Genomic DNA, 13972 nt, shown 5'->3' on the forward strand with positions numbered 1-13972 from the left:
TAGCGCGCATTTAATAACGCCATTCCCTTTATGGAGCGGCGTTATGTCAGACGAATTTTTTCTCTCCCTCCGCCACTGCCTGCATCATTTGTACGGCGTGGCGCGCACCCTTTCCTGGCTGCATTTTCTTCCCCTGGCCCTGCTTGCGCTGGCGATTTTTCCGCTGACCGGCTGCGGTGATAAACACGAAAACAAACCTGACCCAGTGCGTAAGGTACGCTACGTCGTCGTTGGCACCGCCCACTCCCTTCCCGCGCTGGAAAGAACCGGTGAGATCCATGCCCACGATGAAACGACCCTGAGCTTTCGCACCGGAGGCCGGATACTGACGCGTAGCGTTGATATTGGCGACCGGGTCACTGCCGGACAGCTGCTGGCCACGCTTGATAATACGACCGGGCAAAACCAGCTCGACAGCGCCGCGGCCGACTATGAAGGCGCCAAAGCCTCAGCCCAGGTCGCCGCGCTTAACGTCAGTCGCATGCAAAAGCTTATGCCAACAGGCGCGATAGCCCGCACGCAGCTCGACAGCGCCCGGGCTGACTGGCTTGTCGCTCGCGCGCGCTTAAAAAGCAGCGAGGCCGCATGGCGAAATGCCCGCGAAAGTCTCGGCTGGACGCACCTGATCGCGCCGCAAGCGGGCGTCATCACGGCCGTGAGCGCCTCTGCGGGACAGGTTGTCAGCGACGGCCAGTCCGTGCTGACGCTGGCGACCGGGGAAGCCCGCGACGTGGCGTTTGACATTGCCGCGCCCGATGCGATCCCGTCTCTGGATAAAGCGATTTTGCAGGTTTCCCTCCTCAGCGACCCGTCGGTGCAGGCGTCTGCCGTACTGCGGGATATCACCCCGCAGGCCGATCCTCAGACCCGCACGTGGCGCGTCAGAGCTACCCTGCAAAACCCGCCGGAGGCCATGGCGCTCGGCGCCAGCGTCACTGTGACGTTGCCCTCCGACGCCCCGCACGGGTACGCGCTTCCCGCGTCGGCGCTGACCCGCGTCGGCGACAAACCGGCCGTTTTCGTCATTACCCCGCGGTCGCAGGCGCAGCTGCGCGTGGTGGTGCCCGTCGGCTATACAGCCTCCTCCGTCATGATTGCCTCCGGCCTTGAGCCAGGCGATCGGGTGATTACGGCGGGCGTGAGCACATTACGATCCTGCGAGGCGGTGATGGCCGGAGAGGTTCAGCCATGAACACAGAATCGGAAACCAAATTTAACCTCTCCGCCTGGGCGCTGAAGAACCATCAGATGGTCAGCTTTTTCATGCTGCTGGTAATTGCGATGGGCGTGTTCTGCTATGAAAAGCTGCCGCGTAATGAAGATCCGGCATTCACCATTAAAACGGCCGTCGTCTCCGCACAGTGGCCGGGAGCCTCCGTGACGGATACCACCCGCCTGCTGACCGATACGCTTGAAAAAAAGCTGCAGGAAACGCCCTGGCTGGACTATCTCGAAAGTGAAACCCGTGCCGGACGCACCGTTATCCACGTCAACCTCCGTGATGATACGCCCCCGCAAAGCGTGCCCGATATCTGGTATCAGGTTCGCAAAAAAATGCAGGACATCGCGCCGTCCCTGCCCGAAGGGGTGCAGGGTCCTGCCGTGGATGACGAGTTTGACGACACGTTCGGCACAATTTACGCCTTTATTCCCGAAGGTTTTACGCTGCGGGAGGTGCGGGATCGCGCAGAGACAATACGGCGCGAGCTCATGTCTCTGCCGGATATGGGTAAAACCACCCTGCTGGGCGAACAGCAGGAGCAGTGGGTTCTCGCCTTTTCTCCGGCGCGCCTGGCCGGTATGGGGCTGGATATTCAGGAGGTTACCGACGCCCTCCGGGCGCAAAACGCCGTTGTCCCGGCAGGAACGATGCGTACCGGGCAGGAGAACATGGCGATAAAGGTCAGCGGAGCGCTCACCACCGAAGCGAGTTTACGCGCCGTCACGCTGCACGTTAACAATCGCTATATTCCGCTGACCGACATTGCCACCGTCACCCGGGAAATCGCTGAGCCACCGGCCCCGGCCTACCGGGTGAACGGCAAACCGGCTATCGGGCTGGCGGTGTCGATGGCGCCGACAGGCAACATGCTGCGTTTCGGTGCTGCGCTGAACGCAAAAATGGCGACCCTCAGCGCCGGGCTGCCGCACGGTATCGAGATGGTGAAAGTCGCCGATCAGTCAGCGGTGGTCAGTGACGCGGTAAGCGGGTTTATCCGGGTACTTATCGAAGCCGTTGTTATCGTGCTGGCGGTTTCATTTGTCTCGCTGGGTTTGCGGGCCGGACTGGTGGTGGCGACGGCCATTCCGCTGGTGCTTGCCATGACGTTTGTCGGCATGATGCTCGCCGGTATTGGCCTTCAGCGTATCTCGCTCGGGGCGCTGATCATTGCCCTGGGCCTGCTGGTGGATGACGCCATGATCGCCGTCGAAACGATGGTCTCCCGGCTGGAAGCCGGGGATTCCCGTCGACACGCGGCCACCTATGCATTCAAAACGACGGCCTTCCCGATGCTCACCGGTACTCTGGTCATGATTGCCGGTTTTATTCCCGTTGGTTTTGCGGCCTCCAGCGCCGGTGAATACTGCTTCTCTCTGTTTGCGGTGGTGCTCATCGCCCTGCTCTGTTCCTGGGCCGTCGCGATCCTGTTTTCGCCGCTAACAGGCACGTGGCTGCTGCCGGAAAAAGTCAGACATCACGCGGCAGGACCGGGAAGGATCGCGCGCGGGTATGGACGGCTTTTACGCCTGGCGCTCCGCCACCGGCTCGCTACCGTACTGATTGCGCTTGCCGCGCTGGGGCTGTCAGCGTACGGCACGACGTTTATGCAAGGCGAGTTTTTCCCCGCCTCGGACCGGCCCGAGCTGCTGGTCAGCCTGACGCTTCCGGCCAACGCGTCGCAGCCGGAAACGCTCAGAGAGGTGGAAAAGCTGGAAAAAGCGCTGGCCGACAATAGCAATATCGATCGCTTTTCGACGTACGTTGGCTCAGGCGCCATCCGTTTTTACCTGCCGATGGACGTGCTGCTGGAAAATGAAAATATCGCCCAGATGGTTGTGGTCGCGAAGGATCTTGCGGCGCGGGATCGTCTGCACGCACAGCTCAACACGATCCTGGCGACGCAATTTAGCGACATCATCACGCGCGTGTCGCCCCTTGAGCTGGGGCCTCCCGTCGGCTGGCCCATCAAATACCGGGTGAGCGGGCCGGATTATCTGCAGGTCCGGGCGTTTGCGAACCGTCTCACGGACGCGATTGGCCGCTCCCCGTTCTCACGCGACGTTAACCAGACGGCCGGAGAGCCGGAGAGAGTCATTACCCTTGAGGTAAATCAGACGGCGGCCAGAGCGGCGGGAATATCGTCAGAAAGCCTCGCCCGCACGCTGAATACCGTCTGGTCCGGCAGCGTTGTCACGTCCATCAGAGATAATGACCGCCTTGTCGACGTGGTGCTCAGGGCCAAGGACAGCGCGCGCCAGAGCACCGCCACCCTCTCCTCACTCACGATTCAGGGGAATGACGGTAAAAAAATTCCGCTCAGCGCCGTCGCAACGCCGGTTTGGGGCGTGGACGATCCGGTCATCTGGCGTCGGCAGCGTGTGCCCTTTATCACGGTGCAAACCGACCTCGCCCCGGGGCTGAGGGCTGAAGCGGTATCCGCCGCGCTGCGTCCGACGGTGGATAAACTGTGCGCGAACCTGCCCGCAGGTTACAGCATTGAAGAAGGCGGCGCGGTTGCCGAATCGAATAAGGGGAACAGCTCCGTATTTACCGTTCTTCCGGTAACGCTGGTCATCATGCTGTTGCTGCTGATGCTTCAGCTGCGGCGATATTCCCGGATGCTGCTGGCGCTCCTGATGGCCCCGTTTGGTTTACCGGGGATCGTGCTGGCTATGCTGCCTGGCGGAACGCCGATGGGGTTTGTCGCGCTGCTGGGCGTCATCGCCCTGGCGGGGATGATCGTGCGTAACGCGGTAATATTGATTAGCGAGGTTGACAGCAATCTTGCTCAGGGGATGGCAAATGATGCCGCGATTATGGCGGCCGCGGAGCACAGGGCCAGACCCATCTGTCTGACTGCCTGTGCCGCCATTCTGGGGATGATCCCCATCTCTCACCAGGTCTTCTGGGGCCCAATGGCCTATGCCATCATCGGCGGGCTGCTGGCTGCGACGCTGGTGACGCTGACCGTGTTACCCGCGTCGTTTAGCCTGCTGTTACAGTGGGGGGCTCAGCGCAAAGCCACAGCCGACGGGCCGGGCTGAGTCTCCATTTTTCTCCGATTACGCGGCGGTGAGCGCAAAACGGTCTGTCAGGACATGGCGGATTTCATCCTCCGCCAGCTGCCGCGTTTCAGTGCCGTTCGCCGTGATGGTTTTCAGCATATCGCCCAGTAAAATCTGGCGTCCTTCCGGGCTGTGCTGCACCACCACCCGCTTCTGCACAAAGATCGCATCCGGGTGCGTGGAGTTCAGGTAGTTGGCCGGGACGAAATCAATCCACTCCTGAGGCGTGAGATCGAAGCCGTATTGTCGGGCCCATTCGCCTTCCACCTTCGCCTCGAGCAGATACTCACCCTCTGCGCTGCGGCTCAGGCGAAACGTGTCGAAATCCTGGGGGATATCCACGTCAAGCGTGTCCAGCGCCATTGGCGCGCGGATGCCGTAGCTGCCGAACCCGAGATCGCAAAGCCACTGCCTGCTCTCCACTTCAGCGATTAACGCCATATGGGTTTTTGGCCGCCGTGCAGGGTAGAACATCGGACGCGCCGCCACGAAACGGTAAGGAATACCAAGTGCCTCCATCGCCATGGCAAAAAGCCCGTTCACCTCATAGCAGTAGCCGCCGCGTCCTTTCTTTAACACCTTATCGGCAATGTCGTCTGGCGCCAGCGAGACAATTTTACCCGCTTGCACGTCCAGATTTTCAAAGGGAACGGAAAAGAGCTGATGACGCATCAGCGCACGCAGGGTAGTAGTATCGGCCGCCGCCGGTCCGGTGTAGTTTATGCGTTTGAAATACGAGGAAATGTCGAAATTATCGCTGTGCATAATGCCTCCTTGTCCTGAACATGCCGGACACTATAGATGGCGCGCATCATTGGCTGTATAGTCAGTTTTATCGAAAATTAGCCTGAACAGATACCCATGTCTGCCCCGTCTACCTCCTCACCACACTATCGCCGGATTGCTGAGAGTCTACGCCTCACGCTCTCTTCAGGCGCATTGCGAGCCGGTGACCGGATGATCTCCGCGCGAAAACTGGCCGAGCGCGAGCACGTTAGCCTTCCGACGGCGCTGGAGGCCCTTCGCTGCCTTGAGGCCGAGGGGCTGATCGTTGCGCGTCCGCGTTCGGGTTACTACATTCGCCAGATCAGCCAGCCTCAGCGTGCGGAGCCCGCGCGTTCCCCGGCTGGCCCGGTCCCCGTCACCCTGTCCGCCGTGGCCCGGTCGCTGTTCAGCAGTGCAGAAGCCCGTCTTGTCCCGCTGGGCGCCGCCCTGCCCGATCCCGCGTGGCTGCCCGGGGAGGCGCTGCAGCGGGCGTTGCACTCCGCGGGCCGTCGTCTGGACGCGCATGGGCAGAGCTACAGCCTGCCTCCGGGAAGAGCAGACTTGCGAAGTAAGATTGCCGCGCGCGCTGCGCAGTGGGGAGCCCGTTTCGGCGCGGACGATCTTATTATCACCGCGGGCGCGACGCAGGCGCTGCGCCTGGCCCTGCGGGCCGTGTGTCAGCCAGGTGATGTGGTGGCGATTGAGCAGCCCGCCTACTTCGGCACGCTCCTGCTGCTGGAGGATTTAGGCCTGAAGGCCTTAGAAATCCCCACCGATCCTGCTGAAGGCCTGTTACTGGAACCGCTGGCTGACGCCATCCGCTGCCACCGTCCTGCGGCCGTTCTGGCCTCGCCCACCGTGCAAAACCCATTGGGTGCCAGCATGCCCGTCGCGCGCAAGCAGGAACTGGTTGCTCTGCTTGAAGAAGCCGGTATTCCTCTAATTGAGGACGACGTTTACGGTGACCTGGTCGGTGACGGGCAACGTCCTCCGGCCTGCAAAGCCTTCGACCAGAGCGGGAATGTGATTTACTGCAGCTCCCTGTCTAAAACGCTTGCGCCGGGGTGGCGAATCGGCTGGATTGCCGCCGGACGCTATTACACGCAGGTCTTGCAGGCCCGCATGGCCGGAGAGTGGGCAGGTGCGCCGCTGCTGGAAGCCGCGACGAGCGAGATGCTGGCAAGCGGCGACTACGACCGTCACCTGCGTCGGCTAAAGCGGCGGACCGCTGAGGGAATCGCCGCCGTCGTGGCGCAGGTCGGGGCCAGTTTTCCCCCCGGTACCCGCGTAAACGTGCCCGCAGCTGGCTTTCTGTTGTGGGTCGAACTTCCTCCGCAGGTCAACGCGCTGGAGGTGCATCGTCGCGCGCTGGCGCGGGGTATTGGCGTCAGCCCCGGTCCCCTGTTTTCTCCTGGCGCAGAACTCACGCACTTTCTGCGGCTAAACTGTGCAAACGAACCGACGCCCCGCCTGCTCAATGCCGTGGAGCAGATTGGTGCGCTATGCCATGAGCTGGCCGCTTTCACACCAGACTCTCCAGCCACTCGGTAAATACCCGCACCTTGCGGGAGAGATGACGGTGTGGGTAGAGCAGTGACAGTTTGCGGTCCGGCGAGCGACAGGCTGGCAAGACCTCAACCAGCAGGCCGCGGTCAATGTAAGGCTGAAGAAAGAGATTCATCCCCTGCATTACCCCCAGCCCGGCCAGGCCTGCCGCGATGTAGGCCTCGGAGTTATCCACCACCAGCTTACCGGGTAGCGCGATCTCCGCGACGCCCTCTGGCGTGGTAAACGTCCACGGCTGAATGTGCCTGCTGCTGTTGTTAATCCAGTTGATGGCCTGATGCTTGCGTAAATCCTCCAGCGTTTCTGGCGTACCGTGTTTTGCCAGCCAGGCCGGGCTGGCACAGGTCGTGATTTTAATGTTCCCGACTTTACGCGCGATATAATCGCCGTCGTCCAGCTCGCCCACCCGCAGCACGCAGTCCAGGCCATCCCGCAGCATATCCCGACGGCGGTCAGAGCTGCTCAGAATGATCTCGATCTCGGGATGCTGACGATAAAAATCAGGCAGATTGGGTATCACCCGCAGCGTTGCAAAAGAGACAGGCATATCGACTCGCAGCTGGCCGTGTATTGCACGGTCCGAACCAAACGACTCCACTAATTCATCCGCCTGCGCCAGCAGGGGTTTACTGCGGCGATAAAACGCTTCCCCATCCGGCGTCAGGCTAATCCGACGCGTTGTGCGCTGCAGGAGCCGCGTGCAACTGTGTTGTTCCAGAAGCTGCAGCGCTTTGGTCACTGCCGGTCGATGGACCTGCAGATTCTCTGCCGCCTGGGTAAGGCTCCCCGAGTCGACAATTTCAATAAAAATCCGAATAGATTCAAAGAGGTTTATTTGCATAAGGGATGTCTTACCGCGAGCGGGAGAAAATGATTGTTATTGATTTTATAACAGTGATGAATCTTTCTGGCTATTTTTCCTAACAATCTTACTCTCTACACTCTCCCTCATTCAAACGTAAGGGAGAGTCTGCTATGAAAAATAACCGTATCTGTCAGATCCTGGGTATCGAAAAGCCCGTTATTCAGGGACCGTTATCCTGGCTTACTGATGCCCGTTTAGTGGCCGCGGTCAGCAATGCCGGAGGACTCGGCGTGCTGGGCCCCAACGCTGGGTTAACCGCCGATACCGCGGTCTCCACGCCGGAAGCAACCGCTGAAAAAATGCGGGAAGAAATTCGTAAAACCAAACGGCTGACCGAAAAACCCTTCGGCGTCAACCTGATCCCCACCGCCGTTAATGACGTCTGGACCGGGCCAATTCTTAAGGTGGTAAAAGAGGAAGGCGTCAGGGCCGTGGTGTATACGGGCTATGGGGAAGGCAGCATTATTCCCGCGCTGTTCAATGAGTTAAAAGAGGCAGGTATCGCCATTATCTACCGCGACATCAATCCCACGCCGGAAAACACCCTTCTGGCTGAAGAGATGGGGGCAGACATCATCGTCGCCACCGGTTTTGACGAGGGTGGGACGTTACCCGCGACGGCGCTGGGGACCTTTTCCATCGTGCCGCTGATTGCCGACGCCGTGAAGCACGTCCCGGTGATGGCCGCGGGCGGTATTACCGATAATCGCACCGCCAGAGCGGCGCATGCATTGGGGGCGGAAGGCGTGTTTGCCGGTTCGGTCTTTATCAGTACCGAAGAAAGCCGCGTGCCGCAGGGGGTCAAAGAGAAAATTGTTGCCGCCAACGGCCTGGACCTGCTGCTTTTCCGTACCGTCCCCCACTACTATCGTTCTCTTCCCGGCAAGCTGGCGGAAAAACTGGCGGCGATGGATAAAGCGGGCGCAAGCAACGAAGCGCTGGGCAAGGCGATGGGCGGATTACGGGGCCTGCGCCTGGGCATGCTGGAAAATAATACCGATGAAGGGTATATCGCGCTCGGCACGGGGATCGGGAATATCCACAGCGTGAAAAGCGTGGCCGAGGTTGTCGATGCGTTAACGGTTGAGTAAGCCCTTAACCCTGATGCTATGGGCGCTGCACAGGAGCAGCGTCCGCAAACCGTCTGCGGTTCTTTTTCACACATTGAGGATTGCGCGTTCTTTAACCACAGCGTCAGGATTGGCACGTTTTACCGCTACCAGAAAAGCCGTGAAGTTATGATTCCAGAGGGTAAGATTGTTATAAAACTGCACCTGCTTTTCATTTGCACCATCACGGTAAATAACAATCCAGACCCGTCTGCTGTTTATCTCGGTATTCCCCGGCCCGATTTTAATGATATTAGCCAGCGCAATTTTACGGGTGGCGTTGTTTTTAACTTCATATAAAAACTGGTCATCATAAAACCAGGTTTTACCTCCATTCCCGCCAAATATTGAGGGACTGGCAGAGATCTTTTTCATCCCGTTACGGTCTGTAATGATGCGTTTTGCCTGGCGAATGCGTCTGACCAAAAAGCTTAACAGAATGAGAAGCGCAATGAGGGGCAGAGCAACTGATATCATTTTTAGACTTTCGTGCATATCCCTGCCCCACAATACATTCATTTTAACGCGTGAGTATAACGCGCCGATCGTTGATGACAACAACCCTTACGGTCAGGGAATAATCCGCGCGGCTCTCAACTGCGCGAACAGGTGGAAAAACATCTCATCCGTCGCCTGCATTTGCGTAAAGCCCGCCCTGCGCAGCTTGCTCCCGTCACCAAACATGTCGTAGTTCCAGCTAAAGACAAAATCGGCAAACCGCCCGTCGCTCAACTGCAGAATATCCGCTTCCACCAGCCGCTCTCCGGCAAGCTCGCGCCATACGCCGCGATAGTCCGTAAACAGCTGATGAAATGACAGCCTCACCGGCGGTGCAGAGTCCAGGTCAAACCAGCGTGCGATGCGCGGCCAGAGCTCGCTCCAGCGCCAGATATCGCCATTATTCACGTTGAACGCCTGATTCTGTGCCGCAGGTGACGCGGCGGCCCACAGAGTGGCGTCGGCCAGCAGCCCGGCGTCGATATGGTCAACGATACTGTGCCAGGTCTGTTCCGAACCGGGAAAACGCAACGGTAAACCCAGCGCCTTGCACAGGGAGGCGTACAGGGCAATGCTCAGCGCAAGGTTCATGGCATTGCCCGGTACCGCACTCCCTACCACGCCCGGCCTGATGGCATTCCAGTGCCAGCGCTTTCCCCGCTGAAACTGGCTGAGCCACGCAAGCTGCGCGGCGTTAAATTCGGCACCCGGTACGCCGGGATCGCTTTCGCGCGCCGGGGTTTTAAACGGCCCCAGATGCGCGCCGTAGACCTTGTACCCCTGCATCAGGCTTACCGTCTGCAAAGGTGCCGTTTTTTCGAGGATGCTGACCAGATTACGCAGCATGGTGACGTTCGGCTCAACCATGTCTTCCCAGTTCGCCGCGTTCGCCCAGGCGCTGTAAAAGAGATGGGTGGTACCGTCCAGGGAGCGCAGCGCCCGGGCGCTGTCCTTTTCATCCAGTAAATCGATCTTGACCATCGGAATGCCGTCAGGATGCGACCCGGCATGGCGGCTAAGGCCGATCACCTGCCACTGATGGTGCAGGAGCGTGTTGACCATCTGTCTGCCGACAATGCCGCTGGCGCCCGCGACCAGGGCGACGTTGTGTTGCTGCCTATTATTCATGGTATTTCTCCGGACAGGGTGACAGACGCAGTGTGATATATTATTTTTTCTGGAGATATCCCATGAAACCGATGGCACTTATAAGCAAAATCATTAAATGAATAATAAGCTCAATGCCATTTCTACCTTTCTACGCGTCGCTGAAGCGGGCTCGTTTTCAGCGGCTGCCCGTCAGACCGGTATTAAGCAGTCCGCCGTCAGTCAACAGATCGCGGCGCTTGAGGAATCGCTGGGTGTGGTACTCCTGCACCGTACGACGCGTACGATGAAGCTGACCGAACAAGGGGAACGCTACCGGCGTGATATGCAGCTCGTGCTGGACGCCATGGGGGAAGCGGAGAGGCGTTTACATCCTGTCGATCATAGCGTTCAGGGACGCGTCCATGTCCAGTTGCCGAGCGGCCTGGGGCAGATCATTTTGCCGCATCTGCTGGCGCTACAGCGCCTGCATCCCGAACTGCAGCTGATGCTTTCCCTGGATGACCGCCTTGCCGATCTGGTGACGGAGGGCGTGGATGTCGCGATACGGCTGAGCAGCGAGCCTCCGCAGGCGCACGCGGCTCGCGTGCTGGGACGGATTGAAGCTGCACTGTTTGCCGCTCCCGGTTTTCAGGCGGTACACGCGGTCAGCGAACTGGCGACGCTGCCACACGTACGGTTCAGCGGCATTCCGCCGGATGCTCCCCTGCGCCTGATGTCTGACGAGGAAATGGTCGAGGTCAACGTGAATACCGTTTTCCGTGCCAACACCAGTGAGGCGCTGCTGCAGGCGCTGGAGTCAGGCATCGGTATCGGCGGCATGCAGCGACCGCTCGTGGCCAGGGCTCTGCAGGCGGGCACGCTGGTACCGGTGCTGCCCGACTGGCGGTTGCCCGATCGCTTCCTCTATGCCGTTTATCCTGATGCCCGCTTTATTCCGCAGCGCGTCAGAAAGGTCGTCAGCGTGATTGAGCAATTACTGCCTGAGATCGCGACCCACAACGCCACAAAATAACCGCCTTTTACCTCGCCACCGGTAAATCCGCGTACCGCGTCGTATAGGCCGGTGACAACATCTCTCGCTTCATCGCCCACGGTTTCTCAATCCCCTGCCCGGCGAACCATATCTTCCCTTTGCCGGAGTGATTGACGCTGTCGATCATCTCCATCAGCGCCGCGCTGTTGGCGCGCAGGCGATTGTCGTCAAACAGATTAAGCTGAGCGACACCGCTGCTGAAAAAGTCCGCCAGCATGACCCCGGCCTTCATATAGCGATACCCGTCGAGCCATATCCGCCCCAGCGCCTCCGTGGCGGCACGGATGATATCCCGCGAGTCATTGGTGGGCGTCATCAGGGTGACCGAAGCCTGATTGCCGTAATAAATTTCGTTGTCCGCATGCGGGCTGGTGCGCACAAACACGCTGATAAAACGACAGTATTGATGCTCGCCGCGCAGTTTCTCTGCGGCGCGTTCCGCGTAGGCGCAAATCGCCTGGTGCATCTCTTCATATTGCGTAATGCGATGACCAAACGAACGGCTACAGATGATTTGCTGCTTCGTGGGGGTGTACTCTTCCAGGTCAAGACAGGGCTCGCCGCGAAGCTCGCGCGCCGTACGCTCCAGCACCACGTTAAAATGTTTGCGAATGACCCACGAGGAGGCCTCCGCCAGCTCCAGCGCCGTGGTAATCCCCATCGCGTTCAGTTTTTTCGTGATGCGCCGCCCTACGCCCCATACCTCCTCTACCGGAACCTTTGCCAGCAGTTTACGCTGCCGCTCGCGGCCCGACAGATCGACCACGCCGCCGGTACTGGCCCACCGTTTCGCCGCATAGTTGGCCAGCTTCGCCAGCGTTTTTGTCGGGGCAATGCCGACGCCAACGGTTAAGCCCGTATTTTTAAAGACCTGCGTGCGCATCTGGTGTCCGAACGCTTCCAGTGCAAGGCAGTTACCGATCCCTGAAACGTTCACGAACGCCTCGTCGATCGAGTAAATTTCTATGGCCGGAGCGAGATCGGTCAGCGTCTGCATCACCCGACTGCTGAGGTCGGCATACAGCGCATAGTTTGAACTGAAGACGTAAACCCGTTCCGGAAACCGTTTTTCTTTGAATTTAAAATAGGGCTCACCCATTTTTATGCCGAACTGCTTTGCCTCCCGCGACAGTGAAATAATGCAGCCGTCGTTGTTGGACACCACCACGATGGGCTTCCCCTCCAGATCGGGGCGGAATACCTTCTCGCAGGAGGCATAGAAGCTGTTCACATCAACCAGTGCGAACATGTTTATGCGTTTTAAGCGTGTGGGTGACGACGCCGAAGATCTGCAGTTCCTCTTCGGAATGAAAGGTAATCGGCTGATAGCGGGCATTATGCGGAAGAAGTCTCAGAGCCGGGCGAGTCTGTAGCTCTTTCACCGTAAACTCACCGGCGACCGACGCCACAACGATGTCCCCATGTTCGGCATTTAACGAGCGATCGACCACCAGCAGATCGCCGTCGCCGATCCCCGCCCCAATCATGGAGTCTCCACTCACCTTGATAAAATAGGTCGCACTGGGATGTCTTACTGCCAGCCGGTTAAGATCGAGACGATCCTCCACATAATCCTGAGCCGGACTGGGGAAACCACAGGCTACACGCTCTGCAAACAACGGTAATTCAATAGATTGGTTTGGATGATAAGAAAAGAGAGTGTCCATAATGCCTTTCTCGCCAGATACTGTATATAAATACAGTATTACGGATTATGGCCAGGGATCAAGGTCATTTCCGGAAGCGAACCCAAACGCGTTGAAGTGTCAGAAGATTTAAAACGCGCAAAGCCCGGAAGCGCATGTCGGGCTTTGCGCCTGTGACGATCAGTCCATCAGCGTATTCAATGTTTCCAGTGCGTCAGGCGGTAGCTGCAGTTCCCCCGCCGCGAGGTTTTGCCGCAGATGCGCCACGGAAGAGGTGCCCGGGATCAGCAGGATATTCGGGGAACGCTGCAGCAGCCATGCCAGCGCAACCTGCATTGCCGTGACGCCCAGTGAATCCGCCACAGCCTTCAGCCCGGACGATTGCAGCGGCGTAAAGCCGCCCAGTGGGAAGAACGGCACATACGCGATCCCCTGCTGCGCAAGCAGATTCACCAGCGCATCATCACCCCGGTTCACAATGTTGTACATGTTCTGCACGCACACCACCGGCACCATCTTCTGCGCTTCCGCGACCTGGGTGGCCGTGACGTTGCTCAGGCCAATATGCCGCACCAGCCCCTGCTGCTGTAATTCTGCCAGGGTGGAGAGCGGTTCAGCAATCGACCCTTCCGCTGGCCCGTGCGCGCTAAACATGATCCGTAGGTTCACCACGTCCAGCACGTCCAGCTGCAGATTATGCAGGTTGTCATGCACCGCCTGCGTCAGCTCCTGCGCGGAAAAGGCCGGCAGCCAGGCGCCTTTGTCGTTGCGACGGGCACCAATCTTGGTGACGATCGTCAGATCGTCCCGATAAGGATGAAGCGCCTCGCGGATCAGCTGGTTGGTGACATGAGGGCCATAAAAATCACTGGTATCAATGTGGTTCACCCCCGCCGCCACGGCCTCGCGTAACACCTCCAGCGCGGCCTGCTTATCCTTCGGCGGCCCAAAGACGCCCGGCCCGGCCAGCTGCATCGCGCCGTAGCCCAGTCGTTTCACCGTCCGCGTCCCGAGCGCGTATGTCCCGCTTTTATCAATGCTGCTCATGTTGACCTTCCTCATAAAAATGATCCGGATTTACAACAGGTTCCCT

Annotated in this window: 12 protein-coding genes; 5 read left to right on the forward strand and 7 right to left on the reverse strand. The window is 59.0% G+C overall.

Features of this window, described 5'->3' with window-relative positions:
- Nucleotides 1-43: 43 nt before the first annotated feature.
- Both BFG58_RS04560 and BFG58_RS04565 read left to right on the forward strand, forming a co-directional pair.
- On the forward strand, nucleotides 44-1192 hold the full coding sequence (locus tag BFG58_RS04560; protein ID WP_069719351.1) for an efflux RND transporter periplasmic adaptor subunit: 1149 nt from the start codon (nucleotides 44-46) through the stop codon (nucleotides 1190-1192).
- Nucleotides 1189-4266, forward strand: coding sequence for an efflux RND transporter permease subunit (locus tag BFG58_RS04565; protein ID WP_069719352.1), 3078 nt, complete (start codon nucleotides 1189-1191; stop codon nucleotides 4264-4266). Before BFG58_RS04560 ends, BFG58_RS04565 begins: the two co-directional genes overlap by 4 nt.
- An 18-nt stretch (nucleotides 4267-4284) precedes the next feature.
- On the opposite strand, the gene BFG58_RS04570 is transcribed toward BFG58_RS04565, so the two are convergent.
- Nucleotides 4285-5052: an arylamine N-acetyltransferase gene (locus BFG58_RS04570; RefSeq protein WP_069719353.1), complete on the reverse strand. Its 768-nt coding sequence runs from the start codon at nucleotides 5050-5052 to the stop codon at nucleotides 4285-4287.
- Nucleotides 5053-5148: 96 nt separating this feature from the next.
- On the opposite strand from BFG58_RS04570, the gene BFG58_RS04575 reads away from it, so the two are divergent.
- Nucleotides 5149-6603: a PLP-dependent aminotransferase family protein gene (locus BFG58_RS04575; RefSeq protein WP_069719354.1), complete on the forward strand. Its 1455-nt coding sequence runs from the start codon at nucleotides 5149-5151 to the stop codon at nucleotides 6601-6603.
- Here BFG58_RS04575 and BFG58_RS04580 read toward each other — a convergent pair.
- Nucleotides 6575-7459: a LysR family transcriptional regulator gene (locus BFG58_RS04580; RefSeq protein ID WP_069719355.1), complete on the reverse strand. Its 885-nt coding sequence runs from the start codon at nucleotides 7457-7459 to the stop codon at nucleotides 6575-6577. The two genes, BFG58_RS04575 and BFG58_RS04580, sit on opposite strands and share 29 nt — an antisense overlap.
- A gap of 134 nt (nucleotides 7460-7593) precedes the next feature.
- Between BFG58_RS04580 and BFG58_RS04585 the strand changes: the two genes are divergently transcribed.
- Complete coding sequence (locus BFG58_RS04585) at nucleotides 7594-8574, forward strand: nitronate monooxygenase family protein (RefSeq protein ID WP_063621483.1); 981 nt, start codon at nucleotides 7594-7596, stop codon at nucleotides 8572-8574.
- A 66-nt stretch (nucleotides 8575-8640) separates the two neighbouring features.
- Here the strand turns inward: BFG58_RS04585 and BFG58_RS04590 are convergent, their stop codons facing one another.
- Together BFG58_RS04590 and BFG58_RS04595 are read right to left on the reverse strand one after the other, a co-directional pair.
- Nucleotides 8641-9087 carry a hypothetical protein gene (locus BFG58_RS04590; protein ID WP_063621482.1) on the reverse strand — a complete coding sequence of 149 codons (447 nt, stop codon included), beginning with the start codon at nucleotides 9085-9087 and terminating at the stop codon, nucleotides 8641-8643.
- A 75-nt stretch (nucleotides 9088-9162) separates the two neighbouring features.
- On the reverse strand, nucleotides 9163-10218 hold the full coding sequence (locus BFG58_RS04595) for an SDR family oxidoreductase (RefSeq protein WP_069719356.1): 1056 nt from the start codon (nucleotides 10216-10218) through the stop codon (nucleotides 9163-9165).
- Nucleotides 10219-10315: 97 nt separating this feature from the next.
- Between BFG58_RS04595 and BFG58_RS04600 the strand changes: the two genes are divergently transcribed.
- Complete coding sequence (locus BFG58_RS04600) at nucleotides 10316-11212, forward strand: LysR family transcriptional regulator (protein WP_069719357.1); 897 nt, start codon at nucleotides 10316-10318, stop codon at nucleotides 11210-11212.
- Nucleotides 11213-11219: 7 nt separating this feature from the next.
- On the opposite strand, the gene umuC is transcribed toward BFG58_RS04600, so the two are convergent.
- The 3 genes from umuC to BFG58_RS04615 form a co-directional block, all read right to left on the reverse strand.
- Complete coding sequence (umuC, locus tag BFG58_RS04605; protein WP_045910358.1) at nucleotides 11220-12482, reverse strand: translesion error-prone DNA polymerase V subunit UmuC; 1263 nt, start codon at nucleotides 12480-12482, stop codon at nucleotides 11220-11222.
- Nucleotides 12466-12900, reverse strand: a complete 435-nt coding sequence (umuD, locus tag BFG58_RS04610) for a translesion error-prone DNA polymerase V autoproteolytic subunit (protein ID WP_069719358.1) — start codon at nucleotides 12898-12900, stop codon at nucleotides 12466-12468. The genes umuC and umuD overlap by 17 nt, the downstream gene beginning before the upstream one ends.
- 159 nt (nucleotides 12901-13059) lie before the next feature.
- A complete protein-coding gene (locus BFG58_RS04615; RefSeq protein ID WP_069719359.1) occupies nucleotides 13060-13926 on the reverse strand; it encodes an aldo/keto reductase family oxidoreductase in 867 nt (288 codons plus the stop codon).
- Between the last annotated feature and the right edge of the window lie 46 nt (nucleotides 13927-13972).

The organism is Enterobacter sp. ku-bf2, assembly GCF_001742765.1.
In the GTDB taxonomy this organism is placed as follows: Bacteria; Pseudomonadota; Gammaproteobacteria; order Enterobacterales; family Enterobacteriaceae; genus Enterobacter; species Enterobacter quasiroggenkampii.

What these genes read in the sequence shown, in the direction of transcription:
- BFG58_RS04575 (WP_069719354.1), top strand. Translation starts at nt 5,149, where the DNA reads ATGTCTGCCCCGTCTACCTCCTCACCACACTATCGCCGGATTGCTGAG.
- BFG58_RS04600 (WP_069719357.1), top strand. Translation starts at nt 10,316, where the DNA reads ATGAATAATAAGCTCAATGCCATTTCTACCTTTCTACGCGTCGCTGAA.
- BFG58_RS04565 (WP_069719352.1), top strand. Translation starts at nt 1,189, where the DNA reads ATGAACACAGAATCGGAAACCAAATTTAACCTCTCCGCCTGGGCGCTG.
- umuC (WP_045910358.1), bottom strand. Translation starts at nt 12,482, where the DNA reads ATGTTCGCACTGGTTGATGTGAACAGCTTCTATGCCTCCTGCGAGAAG.
- BFG58_RS04580 (WP_069719355.1), bottom strand. Translation starts at nt 7,459, where the DNA reads ATGCAAATAAACCTCTTTGAATCTATTCGGATTTTTATTGAAATTGTC.
- BFG58_RS04585 (WP_063621483.1), top strand. Translation starts at nt 7,594, where the DNA reads ATGAAAAATAACCGTATCTGTCAGATCCTGGGTATCGAAAAGCCCGTT.
- BFG58_RS04560 (WP_069719351.1), top strand. Translation starts at nt 44, where the DNA reads ATGTCAGACGAATTTTTTCTCTCCCTCCGCCACTGCCTGCATCATTTG.
- BFG58_RS04595 (WP_069719356.1), bottom strand. Translation starts at nt 10,218, where the DNA reads ATGAATAATAGGCAGCAACACAACGTCGCCCTGGTCGCGGGCGCCAGC.
- umuD (WP_069719358.1), bottom strand. Translation starts at nt 12,900, where the DNA reads ATGGACACTCTCTTTTCTTATCATCCAAACCAATCTATTGAATTACCG.
- BFG58_RS04590 (WP_063621482.1), bottom strand. Translation starts at nt 9,087, where the DNA reads ATGCACGAAAGTCTAAAAATGATATCAGTTGCTCTGCCCCTCATTGCG.
- BFG58_RS04570 (WP_069719353.1), bottom strand. Translation starts at nt 5,052, where the DNA reads ATGCACAGCGATAATTTCGACATTTCCTCGTATTTCAAACGCATAAAC.
- BFG58_RS04615 (WP_069719359.1), bottom strand. Translation starts at nt 13,926, where the DNA reads ATGAGCAGCATTGATAAAAGCGGGACATACGCGCTCGGGACGCGGACG.